The sequence below is a fragment of the Paenibacillus sp. GYB004 genome, assembly GCF_036577605.1.
Lineage (GTDB): Bacteria > Bacillota > Bacilli > Paenibacillales > NBRC-103111 > Paenibacillus_AB > Paenibacillus_AB oceani.
On the sequence record NZ_JARBDB010000013.1, the window covers coordinates 26,954 to 51,290 of the forward strand.

At 41.2% G+C, this 24,337-nt stretch carries 21 protein-coding genes; 20 read left to right on the plus strand and 1 reads right to left on the minus strand.

What is annotated here, in order from left to right; all coding sequences use genetic code 11:
* Positions 1-460 precede the first annotated feature (460 nt).
* The 20 genes from PV433_RS08765 (at position 461) to PV433_RS08860 (ending at position 22,993) form a co-directional block, all read left to right on the plus strand.
* Positions 461-1,216: a YveK family protein gene (locus PV433_RS08765; protein ID WP_332071789.1), complete on the plus strand. Its 756-nt coding sequence runs from the start codon at positions 461-463 to the stop codon at positions 1,214-1,216.
* Positions 1,197-1,844 carry a CpsD/CapB family tyrosine-protein kinase gene (locus PV433_RS08770; protein WP_332071790.1) on the plus strand — a complete coding sequence of 216 codons (648 nt, stop codon included), beginning with the start codon at positions 1,197-1,199 and terminating at the stop codon, positions 1,842-1,844. Before PV433_RS08765 ends, PV433_RS08770 begins: the two co-directional genes overlap by 20 nt.
* Positions 1,845-2,100: 256 nt before the next feature.
* On the plus strand, positions 2,101-4,005 hold the full coding sequence (locus PV433_RS08775; protein ID WP_332071791.1) for a polysaccharide biosynthesis protein: 1,905 nt from the start codon (positions 2,101-2,103) through the stop codon (positions 4,003-4,005).
* 68 nt (positions 4,006-4,073) lie between these two features.
* Positions 4,074-5,300, plus strand: coding sequence for a DegT/DnrJ/EryC1/StrS family aminotransferase (locus tag PV433_RS08780; protein ID WP_332071792.1), 1,227 nt, complete (start codon positions 4,074-4,076; stop codon positions 5,298-5,300).
* 19 nt (positions 5,301-5,319) lie between these two features.
* Entirely contained in the window at positions 5,320-5,943 is a 624-nt protein-coding gene (locus PV433_RS08785) for a sugar transferase (RefSeq protein WP_332071793.1), read from the plus strand.
* Positions 5,944-5,957: 14 nt separating this feature from the next.
* Positions 5,958-6,686: a GNAT family N-acetyltransferase gene (locus PV433_RS08790; RefSeq protein ID WP_332071794.1), complete on the plus strand. Its 729-nt coding sequence runs from the start codon at positions 5,958-5,960 to the stop codon at positions 6,684-6,686.
* A 38-nt stretch (positions 6,687-6,724) separates the two neighbouring features.
* Complete coding sequence (locus tag PV433_RS08795; RefSeq protein WP_332071795.1) at positions 6,725-7,921, plus strand: glycosyltransferase family 4 protein; 1,197 nt, start codon at positions 6,725-6,727, stop codon at positions 7,919-7,921.
* Between the two features lie 16 nt (positions 7,922-7,937).
* On the plus strand, positions 7,938-8,996 hold the full coding sequence (locus PV433_RS08800; protein WP_332071796.1) for a polysaccharide biosynthesis protein: 1,059 nt from the start codon (positions 7,938-7,940) through the stop codon (positions 8,994-8,996).
* Positions 8,956-10,065 (plus strand): capsular polysaccharide biosynthesis protein CapF, encoded by a 1,110-nt coding sequence (locus PV433_RS08805; protein ID WP_332071797.1) that lies wholly within the window; start codon positions 8,956-8,958, stop codon positions 10,063-10,065. The genes PV433_RS08800 and PV433_RS08805 overlap by 41 nt, the downstream gene beginning before the upstream one ends.
* Positions 10,066-10,068: 3 nt before the next feature.
* Entirely contained in the window at positions 10,069-11,220 is a 1,152-nt protein-coding gene (gene wecB, locus PV433_RS08810) for a non-hydrolyzing UDP-N-acetylglucosamine 2-epimerase (protein WP_332071798.1), read from the plus strand.
* Positions 11,217-11,816, plus strand: coding sequence for a CatB-related O-acetyltransferase (locus tag PV433_RS08815; RefSeq protein WP_332071799.1), 600 nt, complete (start codon positions 11,217-11,219; stop codon positions 11,814-11,816). The genes wecB and PV433_RS08815 overlap by 4 nt, the downstream gene beginning before the upstream one ends.
* Before the next feature lie 22 nt (positions 11,817-11,838).
* Complete coding sequence (locus tag PV433_RS08820) at positions 11,839-13,032, plus strand: glycosyltransferase family 4 protein (protein ID WP_332071800.1); 1,194 nt, start codon at positions 11,839-11,841, stop codon at positions 13,030-13,032.
* Positions 13,033-13,037: 5 nt separating this feature from the next.
* Positions 13,038-14,258 carry a nucleotide sugar dehydrogenase gene (locus PV433_RS08825; protein WP_332071801.1) on the plus strand — a complete coding sequence of 407 codons (1,221 nt, stop codon included), beginning with the start codon at positions 13,038-13,040 and terminating at the stop codon, positions 14,256-14,258.
* 45 nt (positions 14,259-14,303) lie between these two features.
* Positions 14,304-15,449 (plus strand): glycosyltransferase family 4 protein, encoded by a 1,146-nt coding sequence (locus PV433_RS08830; protein ID WP_332071802.1) that lies wholly within the window; start codon positions 14,304-14,306, stop codon positions 15,447-15,449.
* 1 nt (position 15,450) lies between these two features.
* A complete protein-coding gene (locus PV433_RS08835) occupies positions 15,451-16,656 on the plus strand; it encodes an O-antigen ligase family protein (RefSeq protein ID WP_332071803.1) in 1,206 nt (401 codons plus the stop codon).
* 26 nt (positions 16,657-16,682) lie between these two features.
* Entirely contained in the window at positions 16,683-18,167 is a 1,485-nt protein-coding gene (locus PV433_RS08840) for a lipopolysaccharide biosynthesis protein (protein ID WP_332071804.1), read from the plus strand.
* Between the two features lie 30 nt (positions 18,168-18,197).
* Positions 18,198-19,559 (plus strand): UDP-glucose dehydrogenase family protein, encoded by a 1,362-nt coding sequence (locus PV433_RS08845; RefSeq protein WP_332071805.1) that lies wholly within the window; start codon positions 18,198-18,200, stop codon positions 19,557-19,559.
* Entirely contained in the window at positions 19,560-20,573 is a 1,014-nt protein-coding gene (locus tag PV433_RS08850; protein WP_332071806.1) for a GDP-mannose 4,6-dehydratase, read from the plus strand.
* A 71-nt stretch (positions 20,574-20,644) separates the two neighbouring features.
* A complete protein-coding gene (gene galU / locus PV433_RS08855; protein WP_332071807.1) occupies positions 20,645-21,535 on the plus strand; it encodes a UTP--glucose-1-phosphate uridylyltransferase GalU in 891 nt (296 codons plus the stop codon).
* 327 nt (positions 21,536-21,862) lie between these two features.
* The gene (locus tag PV433_RS08860; RefSeq protein WP_332071808.1) at positions 21,863-22,993 is read left to right on the plus strand and encodes an O-antigen ligase family protein; all 1,131 of its coding nucleotides are present in this window, start codon (positions 21,863-21,865) and stop codon (positions 22,991-22,993) included.
* Positions 22,994-23,253: 260 nt separating this feature from the next.
* Here PV433_RS08860 and mtnA read toward each other — a convergent pair whose 3' ends face one another.
* Positions 23,254-24,315, minus strand: a complete 1,062-nt coding sequence (gene mtnA / locus PV433_RS08865) for an S-methyl-5-thioribose-1-phosphate isomerase (protein WP_332071809.1) — start codon at positions 24,313-24,315, stop codon at positions 23,254-23,256.
* Positions 24,316-24,337: the final 22 nt, after the last annotated feature.

The window sequence follows — 24,337 nt, forward strand, 5'->3', positions numbered from 1 at the left end:
GTTCTCCATGCAAATGATTAAATATTGCGGGTTGAGCTGCTATCCCCCCCATTGAAAATGCAGCTTTTTCTTTTTTGTCTGTTATGTTAACCAAATATATACTTGACAGGGATACAAAATGTATCTTAAAGTAAGGTTAGGAATAAGACAGGGGGGAACGGAGTGGAGAATGACAGGAGAATAGACTTAGATATAAAAAAAGTTTTGGAGCAGCTACATATTAGTAAGGAAAATGCGCAGATGATTTATATCGAACAAGTCACTCCTAGCCGATCCGAGGAACACGTCCAGCCGTCTGAATGATGCTTTTGCTTTTAATATTTAAATAAATAATCAATTAAGGAATCAATGATACAATTTGTATCATTGATTAAATATTCATTTCTATATTAATTAAAAAATCTTTGCAGATATATTGATACGAAATGGATCGTAAAAACTGTGTTTGCCGGAGGAACTCATGGAACTGGAATTAAAAGAAATTTTATTAATCCTGAAGAGAAAGTTGTGGATTCTAATTTCGATTGTTTCGATCGCTTGTCTAGCAACGGCCGTCATCAATCTTTACTTTACGAAGCCCGTGTATTCTACCAGCACCAAACTGATTGTCAATAAATCAAGTGAATCCTCGAGTATTGATAAGTTAGATTTAGGTTCACTTAATGCCAATATTCAATTAATTAATACTTATAAAGAAATTTTAAAGACAAGAGCGATCTTGGATAAGGTAGTTGACGAGCATCCTGAATTCAATCTCACCGCTGAAGGCCTGAACGCAAGAATTACTGTAACTTCCAAAGAACAGTCGCAAGTAATGACCATTAATGTCACGGATACTTCACATCCAAGGGCAGTAGGAATTGTAAATGCGGTTGCTGAGGTTTTTAAACGAGAAATTCCCAGAATTATGAAGGTGGATAATGTCACTATACTCAATGAAGAAAAGATTCAAGATCATCCAACTCCGGTAAGTCCCAATATACGGTTAAACATGATTATTGCATTCATAGCTTCATTATTAATTTCAACAGGATTGATCTTCTTTCTCGAATATTTGGATGATTCGATCAAAAGTGAAAAAGATATCGAGTTGGCTCTCGGATTACCCACTTTGGCAATGATCAGAAAGATTAAGAAGAAGGATCTAAAAGGAAGGCATAAAGCTTCCTATCAAAGAGCAGCAGGTGAGAAAACTTATGCCAGCAGTAACGGATAAGATCAAAAAGAATCTGGTCACTGAGCTTAATCCAAGCTCCCTAATAACGGAAGATTACAGAACGCTGCGCATGAAAATTCAGTATTCGACATCTTCCGAGCCGACCAAAACTGTGTTGTTGACATCTGTAACTTCAAAAGACGAAAAGTCGAAAACGATAGCTAATCTCGCCGTCATATACGCCAGAGAAGGTAAGAAGGTACTCGTCATTGACGCTGATCTAAGATCACCGATGCTGCACCACACTTTTACATCCAACGGATTTGGGTTAGCGGATATCTTGCTTGGACAGAGTTCATTATCCAATACCGTTTCCGAGACGCAAATAGCGAATCTTTCCTTTATAGCGGCCGGGCATGCTACCGTAAGTCCTTCGGAGTTGTTGTCGTCGGAACGGATGCAGGAGCTTTTGAGCCAAGTAAAAGAAGAGTTCGACATCGTCCTGATCGATTCTCCTCCAGTGCTGGCCGTAACGGATGCACAGATTATGGCTGCCATAAGCGATGGAGTGGTGCTGATCGTGAATCAAGGAAAAGTAAAGCGAGAAGCAGCGAAGAAAGCTTTGGCCCAGTTGAACTATGTGAGGGCTGTTGTACTCGGGGCTGTGTTGGTGAATACATCGAAATAAAAGTATAAGAAACTGTTTATGAATGAAGGTAATGTCTACTGAACCTTTATCACTGTAGGCACTCGGCCATGCTGTGGGTGATTGTCACCTTAGACGTTAATCGTCAAGAGTGTGGTGTGAGGAAGGGTTCGATGCCCATTGCGAACGATCATCAATAAGCGTTCGAATGATAAAAAGAGTCAGCTATTGTTCATTTAGGTATAGCTGGTTCTTTTTAGCATTCAAATCACTCTAATTTTCAAGATGGAGGAACGACATGAGCTATTCTCGAAGACTGACGCTACTGATCGCGATAGACTCCCTCTTAATCCTGATCGGTGTATGCGGGGCTTACTTATTGAACGACGATGGAATATGGTCTATAAGTAACGTCTGGCAGTTCATGATTTACGCTTTTCTTGCAGCTGTATTCACGACTGGCTCGATGTACCTATTCAAGCTGTACAGCCGAATTTGGCAGTACGCCAGCGTCGGGGAAATGCTCTCGATCATTATGGCAGTCATGCTAAGCAGTTTTATTTGTTACTTGGTTGGAACGTTTGTACTGAAACCTCCTATTACTTTTACACTTCATCTGCGTAGCTTTGAAACAATTATTCTGCTGATCGGAGGTTCGCGCTTTGCTTGGCGTTCATTCCGCCATGTCTTCAGCAGACAACGGTGGGAAATGTCGCGGGAGCATAGGAGAAAGGCGCTTATTATTGGCGCGGGGGAATGCGGTTCAATGATTGTTAAGGAGCTGTTAAACGATCCATCATCGCAAATAATTCCGGTAGCTTATATCGATGACGATCGGCACAAGCACAAGCTTCAAGTGCACGGGTTGGAAGTGTACGGTTGCAGACAGAAGATCGCCGAAGCAGTAGAGAAGTATGGAATAGATGAAATCATCATTGCTCTACCGTCCGTATCGAAAAAAGAAATTACACAGCTGATCGACATTTGCAAGCTGACCAAAGCAAAGCTGAAGTTGATCCCGAAGCTAGGAGACCTCATCCACGGCAAAATTTCGGTCAAGGAAATACGTGATGTCGACGTGGAAGATTTGCTCGGGCGTGATCCGATTAAGTTAGATTTGGAAGGAATAGCCAATTATGTAGAGAAGAAAACGGTGCTTGTTACCGGTGCGGGGGGGTCGATCGGCTCAGAGCTGTGCCGACAAATCGCTCTGTTTCGTCCTAAAAAACTGCTCTTGCTCGGACATGGAGAGAACAGCATTTTTGGGATTGAACATGAACTGAGGCGTAATTTTCCACGTTTGCAATTGGAGACAATCATTGCAGATGTACAGGATCGAATGCGTATATTCAGCGTTTTCGAGGATATGCGACCGGCCGTCGTTTTCCATGCAGCTGCTCACAAGCATGTACCCCTTATGGAGCGAAATCCACAAGAGGCGGTCAAGAACAATGTATTCGGCACGAGAAACGTAGCCGATGCAGCGCATCGCTTTGGAACGGAACGGTTTGTCTTGATCTCGACCGACAAGGCGGTCAACCCAACAAGCGTCATGGGCACAACGAAACGAATCGCGGAGATGTACATTCAAAGTTTGAATCCAATCAGCCAAACCCGCTTTGCAGCCGTCCGCTTCGGGAACGTACTGGGCAGCAGAGGGAGCGTCATCCCGAGTTTCAAGGAGCAGATTGCCCGCGGCGGACCGGTCACCGTTACTCATCCGGACATGATTCGTTATTTCATGACTATACCAGAAGCGGTTCAACTCGTTATCCAGGCGGGGGCGTTATCGGCCGGCGGTGAGGTGTTCATTCTCGATATGGGTGAACCTGTCAGGATTCAAGATCTGGCGGAAGATCTGATTCGTCTATCCGGCTTCGAGCCATTCACCGACATAGACATTCAATACAGCGGCATACGTCCTGGTGAGAAGTTGTATGAAGAATTACTTACTAGCGAGGAAGGTATTAGTTCGACAAAACACGATCGGATCTTTATCGGTAAGCCGTCACAAACGGAACATGGTGTGATGTTGTCGGAAATTGGAAAACTGGAACGGTACATTACGGAGGATGCGAACATCATTGTCGAGCTGCTCGGCGCAGTAGTGCCGAGCTATCAGCAGATCGGGAACGGGCAGCGAGAGAAGGAAAAGGAGAAAACGAAATTGCCGACAATGCTAAGGGAAGTTACGGTGGGGTAAACTTACGGCTTTTTTGCAGCCACTGGCTTATCGATATAACCAATACTAAAAGAAGGCAGGGAACCCGTATGTTCGATACAAAGGTCAGAACCATACCTTTCTCTCCACCGGATATTTCTGAAGCTGAAATTGAAGAAGTGGTTAAAGCGATGAAATCCGGATGGATTACGACTGGACCAAGAACGAAGTATTTGGAGAAAAAAATTGCTGAGTATGTTGGTACCGGTAAGGCGGTTTGCCTCAATTCCGCGACTTCCGCTATGGAACTGACTCTTCGTATTCTGGGCGTAGGTCCCGGAGACGAAGTCATCACATCCGCTTACACCTACACGGCGTCTGCTTCGGTAATCCATCATGTCGGAGCAAAAATCGTTTTAGTAGATACAGCGCCGGATTCATTTGAGATGGACTATTTTAAGTTATCTGATGCAATTACTGAGAGAACAAAAGCGATTATTCCGGTAGATATCGCAGGGAAAATGTGCAACTATGACCTTCTACTAGAGATTGTGGAAAATAAAAAATCACTATTCTGTGCCAACAATGAGCTTCAACAAGCATTTAATCGGGTTATCATCATGACGGATGCCGCCCATGCATTCGGAGCTGAACAGAACGGACTGAAGTGTGGACAAGCGGCCGACTTTACTTGCTTCTCGTTCCATGCAGTGAAAAATCTGACAACGGCGGAAGGAGGGGCGGTCGTATGGCGAGACGGGATGGGACTGGACGATGAGTGGCTGTATCAGCAGTATATGCTATACAGTCTTCATGGCCAGTCCAAAGATGCATTGGCTAAAACGCAAAAAGGTGCATGGGAATACGATATTGTTTATACAGCTTATAAATGCAATATGACCGATATTACTGCGGCAATCGGCTTGGCGCAATTAGACAGGTATGCGGGAAATTTAAGAAGGCGAAAGGAGATTATCCAGAAATACGATCAGGCACTAATACCGTTTGGAATTCAAAGCTTGCAGCATTATGGCGAGAACTATGCCTCTTCGGGTCATCTTTATTTAATGAGAATTCCAGGAATCGGAGAGTCGGAAAGAAATGAAATTATAGTCAGGCTTGCGGAAGCGGGGGTATTCTGCAATGTCCACTACAAGCCGCTGCCAAAATTTACTGCTTATAAGAAACTTGGATTCGATATTAAAGACTTTCCGAATGCTTTTGATGTATACCGTAATGAGATAACGCTTCCGCTTCATACTTTGTTGAGTGATGAAGATGTGGAATATGTGATTGAAACTGTTTTGCGGGCGATGGAGGAAGTCAAAAAAGATTAGCGGTAAGCGAGGATCGAAGATGTATAAACATGTGTTCAAACGTGTAATAGATTTCATATTAGCCCTGATAGCCTTTCCTTTCTGGCTAATTATCTTGGTCATAATTGGCCCGCTGATTTATTTTCAAGACAAGGGCCCGATTTTTTATAACGCCCCGCGGCTCGGTAAGCGCGGCAAAGTTTTTAAAATGTACAAATTCCGCTCCATGAAAATGAATTCGCCCGATTTAAGAAATGAAGACGGGTCAACTTTCAATGCGGATGACGATCCCAGATTGACGAGAATCGGTAAGTTTATTCGTAAGACTAGCCTGGACGAAACGCCGCAGCTCCTAAACATTATCAAAGGAGAAATGAGCATTATCGGCCCTCGGCCGGATTTGCCAGAACATTTGGAACTATATGAGGGTAATGAAGAGAGAAAGCTGGAAATCAGGCCGGGTGTTACCGGATATAATCAGGCTTATTACCGAAATACCGTGCCTTGGAAAGAAAGAATACAAAACGATATCTATTATATTAACCATTTATCCTGTTGGCTTGATATTAAAATTTTCTTCAAAACAGCCATATCCGTTTTGAGGCGCAAAGATGTATTTGTACCGGATCTTAATAGTAATAAAAGCAATGGCGTTGAAATGTAGGAGGTTTAGTTGAGATGAACGATAGCTTTGACAAGGCATGGACCTTCTACGAACTCATGTGGGATACAAAGTTCTTTGGTGTCACAAGCGCGAAAGTTATTATGCACAGGCCGCTTGCACAGAATCAGTGGGACGAAATAAATGGGAAAATTAGTAATTATGAATTCATATCAATCGAAAATCGGAATTCGGAACCGGCCAATGCCCAACTGATAGGAAAAGGATGCTCGGCGTTTTTGGCAGATGTAAATATACAGTTTGTAAAAAAAGTAAAAGAATCAACTAAGTTTTCTGAAGACATTACAATTGAGAGCTCATTAACAATAAATGAAAAACTCATCGAGTTGGCTGATTTTCCGATATCAAAATTTACGGAAGATCTGGAATTGGCAAAGCGAGGGGGGGAGTTGGTCTATCGTCAGTGGCTTATTAATTCTTTTGAAAGGTCAGATAAACGTTTTGCCGTTTATTGGGATGAAAATGGCAGTGCAAATGGCTTTCTCCTATTTTCCACTTCAGATAATGCATATGTTATTGAACTTGTTGCTGTTTCCCAGAAGGTAATGAGAAAAGGTGTTGGGAGAAGCCTTTTCTATGCTGTAGAATACGATGCCTACAAAAATGGCATTAACGAAATCAGGGTTGGCACACAAGTTCGTAACTTAGGGGCAATTAATTTTTATCATAAAGTCGGTTGTATGCAAGTAGGATGTCATCAAGTTTTTCATTTATGGAACTACTAGAATATGTAGTTTACCGAACAGTAGGGGATTGAGAATAATTGAATGTTTTATACATTGCCACTTCATTTCCTGAACCAGAAAAAGGCGCGACAATATATACGGATTTAGCTGAGGCGATCCATGACGCCGGGCATGATATAACAGTTGCAGTATCAGAACAAGCGAGAAATAAGAAGAATACGGAATTCAAAAAAGAACGAGGATTTGATGTGCTTCGAATTGTCACTGGAAATTATTATGATGTAGGGTTTATAGAGAAAGGAATTACAACGCTTAAAATCCCATACTTAATGAAAAATGGAATTACTAAGTACATAGGAGAAAAGCAGTTTGATTGTATTTTATTCGAATCCCCCCCTGTTACGAATGCCGGACTCGTTGCTTGGGCAAAGAGGAAATTTAATTGCCCTGCATACTTAATGCTTAAGGACATATTTCCTCAAAATGCGGTTGATCTGGGTATTATGAAACGAAAAGGCGTCTTGTTTAAATATTTCGCTGCTAAGGAAAAAAAATTGTACAGCGTTGCGGATTATATTGGTTGTATGTCTACTGCTAACAAAAGTTATTTAGTTGAACATTACCCGTGGTTAAATAGCAAAAGTGTTGAAATCTTCCCGAATACAAAAAAAATAACGAATCATATCAAAACAGATGGATTTCCTATGCGAGAACGTTATGGCATACCTAAGGAATCCTGTGTTTTTTTATTTGGCGGCAATATGGGGCGACCCCAATATATAGATCTTTTATGTAAAGCGATTCGGGAATGCATGGACGTAGAAGGAATTTACTTCCTTTTTGTCGGAAGAGGGACGGATAGGTATAAATTAGAACAGATAATACAAGAAAATGCCATTCAAAACGCTCTTGTTATTGAGAATTTACCAAGAGACGATTACGAACAAATTACGAAGGAATGCGATGTAGGCTTAATCGTACTTGACCCCCGCTTCACGATTCCAAACTATCCTTCTCGCATTTTGTCATATATGGAGTATGCCAAACCAGTAATCGCGGCAACGGATCGTGTTTCAGATCTAAAAAACTTAATAGAAGAGGCTCAGTGCGGCGAGTGGGTTTGGTCAGGAGATGGCGACTTGTTTGTAGCCAAAATAAGAGAAATGGCTACCAGCAAAAACTTAAAAACTCAGGGAAGCAGCGGAAGAGACTTTATCGAGCGTAATTTTAAAGTAGATCGTTCAGTCACAATCTTGGAGGGGCATTTTAATTGAAAGAGGTAATCATCCGATGTTCGATAATAAAACTTTACTTATAACAGGCGGAACAGGCTCTTTTGGGAATGCTGTAATGAAAAGGTTTTTAAATACAAGCATTAAAGAAATTCGCATTTTTTCTCGAGATGAAAAGAAACAAGAGGATATGCGAAAACTTTACAAAAGTGACAAGCTCAAATTTTATGTAGGCGATGTTAGAGATATAGGTAGCGTGAAAAATGCGATGTATGGTGTGGATTATATTTTTCATGCTGCAGCTCTTAAGCAAGTACCATCCTGCGAGTTTTTTCCGTTAGAAGCGGTTAAAACAAATGTTATAGGGACAGAGAATGTCCTTGTCGGAGCGATTGAATCCGAAGTAAAAAAAGTGATTTGTTTATCTACGGACAAAGCAGCTTACCCGATTAATGCTATGGGGATTTCCAAGGCGATGATGGAAAAAGTGTTCGTATCCAAAGCTAAAGCGGTCGATTCGGGGAGAACGCTTATTTGTGGAACGCGTTACGGAAATGTAATGGCTTCCAGAGGATCGGTAATACCTTTATTTATCGATCAGATTAAAAAAGGACAATCACTAACCGTAACAAATCCAAATATGACTCGATTCCTCATGAGCCTTGAAGAGGCGGTGGAGCTGGTCATTTTCGCTTTTGAAAATGCAGAAGCCGGAGATATCATGGTGCAAAAAGCACCTGCATCGACTATCGGCAATCTGGCGCAAGCGATAAAAGAACTATTCAATATAGATAACGAAATTAAAATAATAGGCACTCGTCATGGGGAAAAACTGTATGAAACGTTGCTGACTAGAGAAGAGCATGTGGTTGCGCAAGATTTAGGCGGTTTTTATAGGGTGCCTGCGGACAAAAGAGACCTTAATTATGACAAATATTTTGTCGTAGGAAACCATAAATTGTCATCCGGAGAAGAATACAACTCTCATAACACCGAAAGATTAAATGTTGAGCAGATAAAAGATAAGTTATTGAAGCTTGACTATGTCCGAGAAGAATTGGAAGGTTGGAACCGCTATGAGAATACTAGTAACCGGAGCTATGGGGTTTATAGGTAAGAACCTAATAGCTGAGCTAAGAAATCGAAATTATGTGGATATATTTGAATATGGTAAGGAGACAGATCCGTCTTTACTTGATAGATATTGCAGTGAGGTGGATTTTGTATTTCACTTGGCAGGAGTTAATCGTCCGAAAGACTCGTCTGAATTTATGGATATTAATTTTGGGCTGACCTCGACACTGCTTGAGAAGCTGAAAAGGTATAGTAACAGTTGCCCGGTTTTGTTTGCTTCGTCAATCCAAGCCTCGCTGGATAATCATTATGGTTTAAGTAAAAAAGCAGGTGAAGACCTGCTTTTAAAATATGGTAAAGCTACGGGAGCAAAAGTACTCATCTATCGTCTACCGAATGTTTTTGGAAAATGGTGTAGACCTAATTATAACAGTGCAATAGCAACCTTCTGTTATAACATTGCTCGTGAATTGCCAATTAATATAAACGATCCAAACGTTGTAATGAAATTGTCTTACATTGATGATGTGGTCGAAGAAATGATACGAGCGATGGAAAGTAAAGAAAATTTGGTCGGAGACTTTTGTGAAATCCCGACTGTACATACGTCAACCCTTGGAGAAATCATCGATATGATTTACTCGTTTAAAAAAGGCCGGGGGGATCGAACCATTCCGGACATGTCAAATTCATTCACAAAAAAATTGTACAGCACCTATTTAAGTTATTTACCCGAAGATCAGTTCAGTTATGGACTCAAGATGAATGTGGATCAGAGAGGATCGTTTACGGAGTTTATTAAAACCAGGGATAGAGGGCAGGTTTCGGTCAACATATCTAAACCCGGCGTAACAAAGGGAAACCACTGGCATCATACGAAAAATGAGAAGTTTCTGGTTGTAAGCGGCAAAGGAGTAATTCGTTTCAGGAACGTTAACTCGGATAAAGTCATCGAGTATTTTGTTAGTGGCGAAAAATTGGAGGTTGTTGATATACCGACAGGATATGCGCACAATATTGAAAACCTGGGGGATTGCGACATGGTCACCGTTATGTGGGCAAACGAACTTTTTGATTCCGATGCACCGGATACCTACTTCATGGAGGTCTAACTCATGCAAAAATTGAAAGTCATGACAGTTATGGGGACAAGACCCGAGATCATCAGACTGTCCGCAGTTATTCATAGACTGGAAGAATCAAGCGCAATAGAGCACATTCTTATTCATACAGGGCAAAATTATGACTATGAGTTAAATGAGGTTTTTTTTAAAGACTTTGGTTTGAAAAAACCGGATTATTTTCTGAATGCAGCCGTTGGAACTGCAATTGAAACTATAGGCAATATTTTGATCCAAATCGATCCTATATTGGAGAAAGTTAAGCCCGATGCCTTGTTAGTACTTGGAGATACAAATAGTTGTTTATGCGCGATTGCGGCAAAAAGAAAACAGATTCCGATCTTTCATATGGAAGCCGGTAATAGATGCTTTGACCAGAGAGTGCCGGAAGAAACGAACAGAAAAATTGTCGATCATATTGCGGATATCAACTTAACGTATAGCGATATTGCAAGAGAATACTTGATAAGAGAAGGTCTGCCAGCGGATCGAATTATAAAAACAGGAAGCCCAATGTTCGAGGTCATCAACTCAAGAAAAGTGGACATCGAACAATCTGACGTCTTGAAGAGATTGGAGCTGGAAGAAGGAAATTACTTTGTTGTTTCGACTCATAGAGAAGAGAATATCAATTCGGAAACAAACTTTTTAGATTTAGTCGACAGTTTAAATGCGGTAGCGGAACGATACGGTATGCCGATCATTATAAGTACGCATCCAAGAACTAGAAATATGATTCATACAAAGGGAGTAAAGTTTGACGCTTTGATAAAAACATTAAAACCTTTAGGGTTTAACGACTATGTAAAACTTCAAATGAAAGCAAAAGCAGTACTTAGCGACAGTGGAACTATTAGTGAAGAATCTTCCATTCTGGGATTTAGAGCGCTTAATATTAGGCAATCGCATGAAAGACCCGAGGCGATGGAAGAGGCAGCAGTGATGATGGTGGGGCTAAAAAGAGAGAGGATATTGCAAGGGCTAGAAGTATTAGAAACTCAAGATAAAGGAACATTAAAGCTCGTGAATGATTACAGCATGCCTAACGTATCCGATAAGGTGCTTCGTATCATCTTGTCTTACACGGATTATGTGAACAGAGTCGTTTGGAGGAAAATCGATACCAATGAAGCGGTGATTCGATGATTCGATATTTGTTTTCAAAAGTGGTAAAAAAAATAAATATTCCTTCAATCAAAAACTCCTATATAGATAAAACGGCAAAAGTATGTTCGGCTTCTCATTTAGTTAATGTAAGTATGGGGAAGTATTCATATGTTGGAAATTCATGCACGGTTATTAATGCACGAATAGGCAATTATTGTTCCATTGCAGATAACTGTATTATTGGCGGCTTAGGTCATCCAATTGATTGGGTGTCAACATCTCCAATATTCCACGAAGGTAAAAATATTTTCGGGAAAAACTTCTCCAATCATGAATATAGGCTTGGGAAAATGACGTCCATAGGCAATGATGTTTGGATTGGAAGTAATTGTTTGATTAAAAGTGGCTTAAGTATTGAAGATGGCGCTATCATCGGAATGGGTTCAGTTCTCACCAAAAATGTAGGGGCATACGAGATTTGGGCAGGTAACCCAGCAAGGTTAATAAAAAAGAGATTTGCCGATGAGACTATAGAAAAATTATTAAACAGTAAATGGTGGGATTATGACCTTATAGAATTAAGGCAGAAAGCCGCATATTTCAACAATGTAGAGAAGTTCATACAAGATCTCTAAATAACGATATGAGGTAGATGGAATGAGGATTTTGCACTGGGATGAGATGTTTCATCCGTCATTCGGATATCAAATAAACGTATTGCCAAAGTATCAGGTGAAACAAGGCCATGAAGTCATAATCGTTACATCTGATAAAATCGAAGAGCATCCTGCATTTGCTTCTTTTGGGAACACGGAAAATATATACGAAGAAGATAAACTATTCAGCAGAAAGTTTGGGATCGAAATAATACGCTTACCTATCCATAGGGTTGTTAGCGGACGTGTCATATACAAGAGAGGTTACATAAAAAAAATTAAAGAACTGAATCCAGATGTAATCATGTGTCATACAAACGACACATTATCTTCGATTCGCATAGCTCAAAAACATAAATATTTAAACATTCCAATTATATTTGATAATCATATGTTGGAGATGGCCTCGAAGAACCCATTTAGTAGTATTTTTAAGTTTTATTTCAAATCTTTCGTTACTCCATTAATAAAGAAAAATAAGTGGGTTGTAATAAGAACTCAAGACGATAACTATGTCAACAAACATCTGGGAATTCCAGAAGAACAAACACCTTTTCTTTCTTTTGGCTCCGATACAACAATTTTTTACCCTGATTTGCAAATTAAAGCGAATTTCAGATCGAAATTTAAAATTCAAGAAAGCGATTTTGTTGTAATTTACACGGGGAAACTAAATGAAAGCAAGGGAGGAAAGTTGCTGGCAGAAGCTTTCTGTAAAAAGTTCGATACCCATAAAAACATTATTCTTGTTGCTGTAGGCAATTCAAGCGGAGAATACGGAAAAGAATTAGAGGCTACATTAGCAAAATCCGAGAATAGAATTATTCGTTTTACTACGCAAAAATATACCGATTTACCCCAATTTTATCAAATGGCAGACTTATGCGTATTCCCGAAGCAATGCAGTTTAAGTTTTTATGACGCACAAGCCTGTGGTTTGCCAGTTGTATCAGAGAATAACAACATTAATGCCGATAGACTAAAACATTGCAATGGATTTGTGTTTGAAGAAGGCGATGTAAATGATTTCAGGGAGAAGATATTAAAGTGCGCGGAACTTTCGCGAGAGGAATATAATAGCTTGGCCCAAAATGCGTTTCAATTTGTAAAAAAGAACTATGACTATGAGGATATTGCAAAACAATACACTGAACTACTTATTGACGAACACAAAAAATTTCTAAAAGAGGGATAAGGCCAATGCGTTTGAATGTAATTGGATTAGGTTATATAGGTTTGCCGACCGCCTTAATGCTGGCGAAAAGCGGTTTGAAGATAGTAGGCACAGATTATAATACAGATTTAATAAGGACACTTAAGGAAGGAAAACTTACTTTTGAGGAAATGGGATTAAATGAAGTTTTCAAGGAAGCTCGTGCTAATGGAATCGAATTCACTACAGAATATCAAAAAACGGGCGTATATCTACTTGCAGTTCCGACACCATATTTGCAGGAGTCAAAGAAACTAGATCCCAGATATGTAATTTCGGCAGTAAATAGCGTTCTTGAGGTTTGTGAAAAAGGAGCAATCCTCATAATTGAATCCACTGTTTCTCCAGGTTCAATAGATAAATTTATTCGACCGGAAATTAAGAAAAGAGGATTTATTATTGGACAAGATATACATTTGGTTCATGCCCCCGAAAGAATTATACCTGGAAATATGATTTACGAACTTGCACATAATTCTAGGACAATCGGCGCAGACGATCGAAAGATTGGTGAATATGTTAAGGAACTATATTCAAGTTTCTGCAAGGCTGAAATTGTAGTCACAGATATAAGATCAGCAGAGATGTCAAAGGTAATTGAAAACACGTATAGGGATATTAATATCGCATTTGCAAACGAGCTGGCGAAAATATGTCGGAAAGATAACATGAATGTTTACGAAATTATTCGAATTGCAAATAAGCATCCAAGGGTCAATATTTTACAACCTGGACCAGGGGTTGGGGGGCATTGTATATCCGTTGATCCGTGGTTTTTAGTGGGAGATTACCCGGATCTAACAAATCTTATTTTGACAGCTAGGAAGATTAACGATTCTATGCCCAACCATGTATTGGGACGAATCAGAGATATTATGCGGGAACATAGGGTAAATGATATATCTAAAATTGGGCTATACGGACTGACTTATAAAGAGAATGTTGACGATACAAGGGAGAGCCCTGCACTTCAATTATTACAAAAAATGGACGAACACTTAGCTTTTGGTATTAAGGTGTACGATCCCCTATTGAAAACAAGAATTGTAGACCATCAATTTATGAATTTCGAGGACTTCTTAAACGACATCAAAATCCTTGTTATTATGGTTGGACACGATCATATTAAGAGCAACATGGACCTTATTAAGGACAAACTTGTTCTTGACACCCGAAATATTTGTGAATTTGAGGCATATACCTTATGAAAATTTTAACAGAAATCTTATATTGAATTCCTATGGAGGCAGTTTATGGATGTTAAGCATATCTGCTTTGTTGCAGAGGGTTATCCAACCGATGATGACCCTAGATTTACTTTTGTCAGACAGTTAATATGTTCAATTGCCGACTTAGGGGTTCAATGTAGTGTCATTGTTCCCCAAAGTATAACAAACACACTAAAAAGAAGCAAAGGAAAAAGGCCGTACCATTGGACGGATAGCCATAACTCTAGAATCAATATATTCCAGCCAAAGTATATTTCCTTTTCAAATATCAAGATTTTTGGTGTCAACTTATCTCATTTGTTATGGCGACGAGCTGTAATTAAGACCTATAAAAAGTTAAATATTAACCCAGATATACTTTACGGACATTTTTGGCATTGCGGAGTTGTAGCGTCGATGATTGGTCAAGAAAATAATTTACCTGTATTTGTTGCATCAGGAGAAAGTAGAGTTACAGTACAAGAACTTTATAAAGAAACCAAATTACGTAGAATTTTAACTCAAGTTAAAGGAGTTATTTGCGTTTCTTCAAAAAATAAGAAAGAAAGTATAGATTTAAATCTTACGACCGAAAATCAGATACAAGTCATTCCCAATGCAATTGATAATTCAAAGTTTTATTTGGAAGATAAATTAAAGGCAAGAAGGAAGCTTGGGTTCCAGGAAAATGATTTTATTGTTGCCTTTACTGGTGCATTCAATAATAGAAAGGGGGTATTAAGATTATCAGAAGCAGTTCAAACGCTTAAGGATGTGAAGTCAGTTTATATAGGTTCCGGTGAGTTGATACCTAAAGGGGAAGGAATATTGTTTTGCGGAAAACTTCCCCACGACCAGATTGTCCATTATTTAAATGCTGCAGATGTTTTTGTTCTTCCCACATTAGCGGAAGGATGTTGTAACGCCATAATAGAAGCCATGGCATGCGGTTTACCTATTGTCTCATCAGATCAGTCCTTCAACGATGATATTTTAAATGAACAGAATTCAATAAGAATCGATAGTAACGATATCGATAAAATTGCCGATGCAGTTCGCTATCTTAAAGACAACCCTCAGATAAAGGAAGAAATGTCGCTAGCTTCGCTCTCAATGGCAAAGGGGCTAGATATTCAAACAAGGGCAAAGAACGTTATTCATTTCATAGAAAAGCAGTTGGGTGGTATATAAAATGTTTTATAAACTTTCTAAAACTTTTTATATATTATTTATTTTTTATACTGTTTGGTTCCAACTTTTTTTTCATCCCATTCATAATGCACCTCTGATGATCGGAATGGGAATGATCGGATGCTTGTTATTGCACAAGATGAATGCTAAAAAACGACTATCTTTTTTTGTGACAAAGCCTGTATTTATATGGCTTATTTTTTTATTCTATATATTTATCACTGGTTATTTCGTTGCGTTCAATAAATCTTTATTAATTACCTCAGCCCTTACATATTTTCAGACACTTATAATGATGATATACATTCTTGATGTTGCAAAAAATGAAGGAAGTAGCAGTTTTTTTGTTAAATCTTTTGCATTGTTGTCCATCTTTTATTCGATCACGCTTCTTTTTTGGGGATACAAAATGGATGGGCGGGTAATGCTTTCTCCAAGTTCTAACGCCAATAGTGATGGAACGGTTTTGCAATACGGAATATTTTGCTTATTAGTACTTATGGATCTGAGAAAACCGTATAAATTCATTATATCGTATGCAGCTATTGGAATGCTGCTGTATGCTATAGTGCTGACAGGTTCTCGAAAGTCCTTCCTTTTTACAGTAATCCTCATTCTTTTGTGGCTTTGTATTATTTTGAAATACCATTGGAAGTTTTCCTCCTTAAAGAAGAAAACACTTTTCTTAACTTTAATAGCTGCCACATTGATCGTAGGTGTGATTGAGTTTGTACCCGTTTTTTTTGATTCCGCTCTTTACATAAGACTAACCGAAGGGCTTGGATATCAAGGTGACCAAAATAGAAAAGAAATGTATATAACGGCACTTGACTACTTTAAATCAAATCCGCTACTTGGAATCGGATTTAATCAATTCCGCGTGTTAAGTCCGTGGGGAACATACAGTCATTCTACCTATGCTGAAATTATATCGACTACTGGGATTATCGGACCTATATTGTATTTCATCCCCTATTTGATCATTATGTATAACATATTTCTGGTTTACAGATATAACAAACAAACTCTGATTGCAAGTCAAGCAATTCTATATTTAGTTTTGATGATCTTGATGCTTTTTTTAGCAACTGGGGTTATTCTTTTTTACGATATTACTGCAAATATAATGTTTGCTTTAATGATATCGTTTTATTATATTAGCCTCCGCGGCATGAAAGTGGAATTTACGACGCGAACAGCAGTATAGAAGTTGAAAAGTTAAGGTGAACCATATTGAATATTACGGAGTTAAAGGGAAAAATGCTAAGGGCTACTAAATGGGCGACTTTAGCCGAAGTAGCCGCTAAATTAGCTGTGCCTATTATTAATATGATTTTGGCCAGATTGCTGGCACCAGAGGCGTTTGGCATTGTGGCAACAATAACTATGATTATAAGTCTTGCGGATATGTTCTCGGATGCTGGTTTTCAGAAATATCTAGTGCAGTACGAATTTAACAATGAGCTTGAGTTATATCAAAATTCAAACGTGGCTTTTTGGACAAATCTTGCAATATCACTATTCATATGGGGACTTATAGTGCTTTTTTGCAATCCGTTAGCGGAACTTGTAGGGAATCCTGGGCTGGGCGTCGTAATCGCAGTTGCTTGTGTTCAGCTACCGCTTACATCATTTTCAAGTATACAAATGGCATTGTATAGACGCAACTTTGATTATAGAACGTTATTTTTGGTCCGTTTAGTTTCAGTATGCATTCCTTTTATTGTATCAATACCTTTAGCTCTAACAGGTCTTGGTTATTGGGCTCTTATAATAGGAAGTATATGCAGCCAGCTTTCAAACTCGATCATTTTGACAATAAAATCAAAATGGAAGCCTGCGTTATTTTACCGCATAGCTATTTTGAAAAAAATGTTATCGTTTAGTATATGGTCACTTATAGAAGCGATCTCTATATGGGTTTCTGTTTGGGCAGATACATTGATAATAGGAACAATATTAAGCTCCTATTATTTAGGACTATATAAGACATCGACTACTATGGTAAACGGGCTTATGGCCATTATTACATCAGCGGTAATTCCGGTATTATTCTCGGCACTTTCGAGACTGCAAAATAACAACGAACAGTTTAACCAACTATTCTTCAAGGTACAGAGGCTCCTTTCTGTTATTATTTTTCCGTTAGGTGTCGGTGTTTATTTGTATAGCGATCTTGCCACAAATATTTTATTAGGTAGCAAATGGAATGAAGCTAGTCAGATAATTGGGCAATGGGCTTTAACAAGTGCCTTAATGATAGTTTTTGGCAATTTATGCAGCGAGGTATATCGAGCAAAAGGACGGCCCAAGTTATCATTTTCAGCACAGGTGCTTCACATCGTCGTACTTATACCGGTTTGTATCATTAGCGCCCATCATGGCTTTTGGGCACTCGTTTTGGCGCGCTCTTGGATTCGACTCCAATTTATTATGGTACATTTTATTCTCCTTAAGACTAAAATAGGGATTCCGATTGGCAAGATTTTTACTAATACAATGCAGCCTGCTATTGCAGCCATAGCTATGGGGCTAGTTGGATACTTCCTGCGCTATCTGTTTGATGGTGTTATTTGGAGTTTAATATCAATCCTTATATGTGTATGTTTTTATATTGGCATTCTTTTTATGTTCCCGAGCATGAGGAGAGAGATCGCTAACGCTTCGGAGCGGTTTCTTAAGAATAAGGTGCTAAAATTTTCGGCGAGAGAAGTTTAGTCAATCAACCCCCAAGAAGGAGAACCAAACATGAACATTTCAATCATCGGAACTGGCTATGTAGGCCTAGTCACCGGCACGTGTCTTTCGGAATTCGGCATGAACGTAACATGCATGGACGTGGACGAGATCAAAATCGAGAACTTACGGCGGGGGATTTTGCCGATCTACGAACCAGGGCTGCTGCCGCTTGTTGAGAAAAACTATAGATCGGGTAGGTTGAAATTTACTACAAATTTGCAGGAAACGGTCGAGAGCGCGAACACAATTTTTATCGCGGTCGGGACACCTCCCCGAAAGGATGGTTCGGCGGATCTGCAATATGTACTTGTAGCCGCGAGGTCAATTGCGGAGCATATGAACGAATATAAAGTCATCGTTAACAAAAGCACGGTCCCTGTCGGAACGGGAAAACAAGTGAAGGAAGTTATCCAAGCGGTGCTGGATTGCAGAGGGCTTGATATCGATTTCGATGTCGTATCGAACCCGGAATTTCTGCGTGAGGGCGCCGCTGTTCGTGATTTTATGCATCCGGATCGGATCGTTATCGGCTCGGAGAGCGAACGGGCCAAAGAGATAATGAAAAGTATCTATAATGTACTTTACTTGATCGATACGCCGTTCGTTTTCACCAGCGTTGAAACTGCCGAATTGATTAAATACGCGTCCAATGCGTTTCTGGCCACAAAAATTACGTTCATTAACGAAATCGCAAACCTATGCGATAAAATCGGAGCGGATGTCCACCACATATCGAAAGCTATGGGTCTTGACGAAAGAATAGGAAAATATTTTCTTCACCCAGGGCCGGGATATGGCGGCAGTTGCTTCCCGAAAGACACGAAAGCGCTGGTCAACATAGGGCAAGCATTCGATGTGCCAATGAGCCTTGTACAATCCGTTGTTTCCGCGAACGAGAACCAAAAAAGCTATATGATCCGTAAAATGGAAAGAAGTCTGGAAAATTTGAGCGGCAAGGTGATCGGCATTCTTGGGTTGGCCTTCAAGCCCGAGACGGACGATATGCGGGAAGCTCCTTCCATCACTATTATTCAAGAGCTGCTAAAGCGCGGGGCCATAGTGAAGGTATACGATCCGATCGCAATGGACAATGCACGCAGGTTTGCATTCGAACAATACAAGGGTACGAAAAACGCCGAGTGGGACGGCTCGATGGACGACACCGAAATCGTGTATTGCGAGAATGAGTACGAGGCATTGATCGGAACGGACGCCTTGGTTTTGATTACCGAGTGGAACGAGTTTCGCAGCCTCGATTTGCTGAAGATTAAAGCCAGTATGAGAGGTAATCATTTCTTCGATCTTCGCAATGTATATGAGCGCAGTGAAGTGGAGCCATTAGGTTTTGTTTACGAAGGAGTGGGCCGATAAATGGAATCGAATACGATCGTTGTGACAGGGGGAGCCGGATTCATCGGGTCTCATCTTTGTGATGCCTTGCTGTGCCAAGGAAACCGGGTTATCAATATCGACAACTTTAACAACTATTACAATCCGGCTATCAAGAGGGATAATGTACGGGCCACCCGCCAACTCGTTCACGAGCTGCGTTTGAGCGAAGATCGTTACCGGGTTGAAGAAGGAGATATTCGGGACCGCCATTTTTTAAGCCGGGTATTCAAGGAAAATCGGGCGGACGCGATTGTCCATCTCGCCGCTTATGCGGGGGTAAGACCCTCTATACAAGACCCCGTACTCTATACGGATGTTAACATTAACGGAACCGTGAATATGCTGGAGATGAGCCAAAAGCACCATATTCAGCGATTTGTCTTTGCCTCCTCGTCCTCCATATACGGAAATAACAGCAAAGTGCCTTTTGCCGAGGAGGATGTTGTCGACTTTCCAATATCTCCTTACGCGGCAACGAAAAAAGCTGGAGAGCTACTCTGTCATACTTACCACAGTTTGTATGGTATCAATATGGCTTGTTTGCGATTTTTTACCGTTTACGGCCCCAGACAAAGACCTGATCTTGCCATACATAAATTTACGAAGCTAATTTCCACAGGGCAACCGATTCCTTATTACGGGGATGGCTCGACAGAACGAGATTACACGTACATTGAGGATATTATTGACGGCGTAATCAAGGCGATCGCCTGGACAGATGCAGACGACGAACGGAAATACGAAGTGTTTAATCTGGGTGAATCGAACACGATTCGCTTGAGCCAAATGGTCGAAGCAATCGAGGAAGCGCTCGGCCAAAAAGCGCTTATCGACCAAATGCCGATGCAGCCGGGAGACGTGAACCGGACATTTGCAGATATTCGGAAAGCGAAGGAGGAACTAGGTTATGCTCCCATATGGGAATTCAAGAATGGAGTCAAGAAGTTTACGGAATGGTTTGCGGCTCAATCCCCTCATGAAGTAAAGCGGTAAGCAGGACTATGTAAGCGGAGGCGTATTCTGCCGCACGAAGGGCAACAACGAATATCGGAGGGTGAGAAAATATGAAAGTCAGAAAAGCGATTATTCCCGCTGCGGGATTAGGAACTCGGTTCTTGCCCGCTACGAAGGCGCAGCCAAAGGAAATGCTACCGATCGTCGACAAGCCGACGATCCAATACATTGTGGAAGAAGCGATTCAATCGGGAATCGAAGATATATTGATTATTAGCGGGCGCGGCAAACGGGCAATTGAGGATCATTTCGATAAATCGTTTGAACTGGAAGAAACGCTGCTGAAGAAAAACATGCTGAAAGACTTGGGGCAAATCCGCGCCATTTCCGAAATGGCGAACATTCACTACATTCGGCAAAAGGAGCCGCTTGGGCTCGGCCACGCCATTTGGTGCGCACGCTCGTTTATCGGCGACGAACCGTTTGCGGTGCTACTAGGGGACGATGTAATCCAGTCCGAGAAGCCTTGTCTAAAGCAACTGATCGAGGTCTACAACCGATATCACTCCTCGGTTGTCGGAGTTCAGAAAGTGGCGGACGAGGATGTGTCCAAATATGGGATCATTGCTCCAGGCGGTGGGGAAATCGAGCCGAATATCATTCATGTCAGTTCATTTGTCGAAAAGCCGAAACCGGAAGAAGCTCCTTCTAACTATGCTATTATGGGACGATACATTTTGCGTCCGGAAATATTTGATGCACTCGAGTATCAGGAACCGGGAGCCGGCGGTGAAATTCAACTGACGGATGCAATTAAACGTTTGAACGGAGAGCAGTCTGTTCTGGCTTACCATTTTCAAGGCACGCGCTACGATGTGGGGGATAAGTTCGGTTTTATTCGGGCTACTATTGACTTTGCGTTGCAGAGAGAAGATTTAAGAAGAGACCTCCTCGACTATTTGGGGGCTATACTAGAAAGTGAAAAGATTCATAAACGCTAATATACGAAGAGACTATAAGGGAAGACACGGGCTTTGATTCTTAATGGAGAAAAAAAGCGATTATCAAATCGGACTTTGAGGTATGTCTTGAACCAATTGCATACTTTTTATTAGGGTATTTTAACTTGAGGTGAAGTTGTGGATTTACGGATGAGGGGCCGAATTATTTCTGTTGTACTAGTTTTTTTTTCATTTTCATACCCTTTTCTTATTAATCCTTGGGGAGAAGCCTATTACTACACGAATATGAAAGCTTACTATTTAATAGGTTTCTCTATCTTACTATGTGCATTTATTTGGTCTACTGGCGAACGACAGAAGAAACGAATGGTGCGGATCGAATCATTCGGACTTGCCGATGGGCTCTTACTATTTTTTTTATTGTTAGTTGGGTTTTCAACCATCCTGTCCTTACAAAAATCTTTTGTAGGATATTTAACACAGCATTACGGGATCTTGGTTATGTTCTCTTACGCCTTGTTATTCTTTAGTGCATCTCGTTTTTTTCATCCGGATTCTCATAAAAAAATCATCATATATATGACGATCAGTTCCTCCCTTTGCGCTGGTTATGGGATTGCACAACATTATGGTGTAAAACTTTTGCCTCAAGATTTTATCTTGAGTTACGTTTACAAAAACAGGAGCTTTTCTTTTTTTGATAACCCCGATTATTTCGGGGCTTATCTGGTTTTGGCTGTAGTTATGGTATTTGCTTTATATTTAGGGGCAAACGGCAGAATACAAGAAATCTTATATTTGTTCATATTATGTCTGCTCGGTATCGCATTACTAGGGTCAGAAACACGGAGCGCTTGGCTGGGGAGCTTAGTCGGACTCATCACCTTATCGGTATTAGTTGCTTGGAAACGAAGAGATTTATGGAGAAAATGGATGGTTCTATTAACGCTCATTATATTAATCTTCGTGGTCATGAACCTCTTTTCTCAACAAGACTATTTAACGCGAGCCAAGACGATAGTTGAGGATGCGCAAAGAATCTTAACCAATGTCGATAGTAATAATGCAGGTGCAACACGCTGGTATATATGGAAAATTACATTGCCATTAATCCCGGAACATTTTTGGTTCGGTTCGGGACCCAATACGTTTCAGTTAGTTTTCCACCCCGGAATTGACTCTGATTTCTTTAAGTACTTGAGATCAGGTCCGATATATGATGCGAACAATGATTATCTTCAGATCGCTTTAACGTTGGGGGTACCTGCCTTATTCGTCTACTTATTATTCATAGGGGTCGTTTGTTACAGCGGCTTCCGTGCTGCTCGAACGTTGAGCGGAGAGAAACAGATCCTGGCATTTGGGTGCCTAGCTGCGATAACGGGGTATTTGGTTCAGGCTTTCTTTAACGTTAGTGTAGTATCTGTTGCTCCTTATTTTTGGCTGCTGCTTGGTTTTGTTTATAGCCACTCTATTAATAAGGAAAAGGGAGAGTAGATCCGTACAATGGTTCCGATCAAAGAATTAAATACTTATCACCAATTTACGGAGGAATTGCAGAAGTTTATTACGAAACATGAACTGGATTCGGGCATGAATGATGATAGTGTTAAACCCTATGTAGAGGAACTGAAGCAACTTGTTTTAAGTTTCTTACTCATCAAATAACTTAGCTGCTAATAGCAAACGAAAAGCTGATTGGATTTATCGTCTGAACGACTAACCTATCTGCTTTTCGTCCACTATATGTTAGCTCCTCACCCAAACAACTTCCTCAAATTCTCCCCGTATGGCGCCTGAACGACACCTTTCTCCGTAATAATAGCGGTCACGTATTCGTTAGGCGTTACGTCGAAGGCCGGGTTGAATACTTTGACGCCGCGTGGAGCCGTGCGTTTGCCGAAGCCTTCGGTGACTTCCTCTTCATTGCGCTCTTCGATCGGAATCTCTGCGCCGGTGGGCGTGTTCAGGTCGATCGTCGACATCGGGCACGCCACGTAAAACGGGATGCCGTGGGCCTTGGCCAGAACGGCGACGCCGTAGGTGCCGATTTTGTTGGCTACGTCGCCGTTGGCGGCGACCCGGTCGGTGCCGACGATGACGGCCTGCACCCAGCCTTTGGACATGACCATGGCGGCCATGTTGTCGCAGATGAGGGTGACGTCGATGCCAGCCTGCTGCAGCTCGAAAGCGGTCAAGCGCGAGCCCTGCAGGACCGGACGGGTCTCGTCGGCGAATACTTTGACGTTCCAGCCGCGTTCCTGGGCGAGATACAAAGGCGCCAGCGCCGTTCCGTACTTCGCCGTTGCCAGTCCGCCCGCGTTGCAGTGCGTCAGCACCCCGATACCGTCGTGCAGCAGGGTGAGCGCGTGTTCGCCGATCAGACGGCACGTTTCCTCGTCCTCGGCCTGGATCTGGATTGCTTCAGACAGCATCACTTCCCTCAGTACTTCTCCGTCCCGCAACCCTTCGTCCGTCAGCAACGCTTCCGCTTTGGCTTTCATCCGGTCCAGCGCCCAGAACAAGTTAACGGCGGTCGGCCGCGAGGTGGCCAAGTAATCCGCCTGCCGGTTGATTTCCGCCTGGACCTGCTCGGCGTCACCGGAAACCTCTCTGACTCCCAAGTATACGCCGAAAGCCGCAGCGATTCCGATCGCCGGAGCTCCGCGCACTTTCAGATGACGGATGGCTTCCCAGACGTCCTCTGCCGTCGTTAAAGCCAAATAGACGATTTCTTCAGGCAGCAGCCGCTGGTCGAGGAGATCCAGATGATCTCCCGCCCATACGACAGACTGCAGCGGTTGTTGTGCAGTTTCCATTCCTAATCTCCTTATCGCTTAC

Coding starts and splice junctions, on each gene's coding strand:
- PV433_RS08765 (WP_332071789.1), top strand. CDS start 461: ATGGAACTGGAATTAAAAGAAATTTTATTAATCCTGAAGAGAAAGTTG.
- PV433_RS08770 (WP_332071790.1), top strand. CDS start 1,197: ATGCCAGCAGTAACGGATAAGATCAAAAAGAATCTGGTCACTGAGCTT.
- PV433_RS08775 (WP_332071791.1), top strand. CDS start 2,101: ATGAGCTATTCTCGAAGACTGACGCTACTGATCGCGATAGACTCCCTC.
- PV433_RS08780 (WP_332071792.1), top strand. CDS start 4,074: ATGTTCGATACAAAGGTCAGAACCATACCTTTCTCTCCACCGGATATT.
- PV433_RS08785 (WP_332071793.1), top strand. CDS start 5,320: ATGTATAAACATGTGTTCAAACGTGTAATAGATTTCATATTAGCCCTG.
- PV433_RS08790 (WP_332071794.1), top strand. CDS start 5,958: ATGAACGATAGCTTTGACAAGGCATGGACCTTCTACGAACTCATGTGG.
- PV433_RS08800 (WP_332071796.1), top strand. CDS start 7,938: ATGTTCGATAATAAAACTTTACTTATAACAGGCGGAACAGGCTCTTTT.
- PV433_RS08805 (WP_332071797.1), top strand. CDS start 8,956: ATGAGAATACTAGTAACCGGAGCTATGGGGTTTATAGGTAAGAACCTA.
- wecB (WP_332071798.1), top strand. CDS start 10,069: ATGCAAAAATTGAAAGTCATGACAGTTATGGGGACAAGACCCGAGATC.
- PV433_RS08815 (WP_332071799.1), top strand. CDS start 11,217: ATGATTCGATATTTGTTTTCAAAAGTGGTAAAAAAAATAAATATTCCT.
- PV433_RS08820 (WP_332071800.1), top strand. CDS start 11,839: ATGAGGATTTTGCACTGGGATGAGATGTTTCATCCGTCATTCGGATAT.
- PV433_RS08825 (WP_332071801.1), top strand. CDS start 13,038: ATGCGTTTGAATGTAATTGGATTAGGTTATATAGGTTTGCCGACCGCC.
- PV433_RS08830 (WP_332071802.1), top strand. CDS start 14,304: ATGGATGTTAAGCATATCTGCTTTGTTGCAGAGGGTTATCCAACCGAT.
- PV433_RS08835 (WP_332071803.1), top strand. CDS start 15,451: ATGTTTTATAAACTTTCTAAAACTTTTTATATATTATTTATTTTTTAT.
- PV433_RS08845 (WP_332071805.1), top strand. CDS start 18,198: ATGAACATTTCAATCATCGGAACTGGCTATGTAGGCCTAGTCACCGGC.
- PV433_RS08850 (WP_332071806.1), top strand. CDS start 19,560: ATGGAATCGAATACGATCGTTGTGACAGGGGGAGCCGGATTCATCGGG.
- galU (WP_332071807.1), top strand. CDS start 20,645: ATGAAAGTCAGAAAAGCGATTATTCCCGCTGCGGGATTAGGAACTCGG.
- PV433_RS08860 (WP_332071808.1), top strand. CDS start 21,863: ATGGTGCGGATCGAATCATTCGGACTTGCCGATGGGCTCTTACTATTT.
- mtnA (WP_332071809.1), bottom strand. CDS start 24,315: ATGGAAACTGCACAACAACCGCTGCAGTCTGTCGTATGGGCGGGAGAT.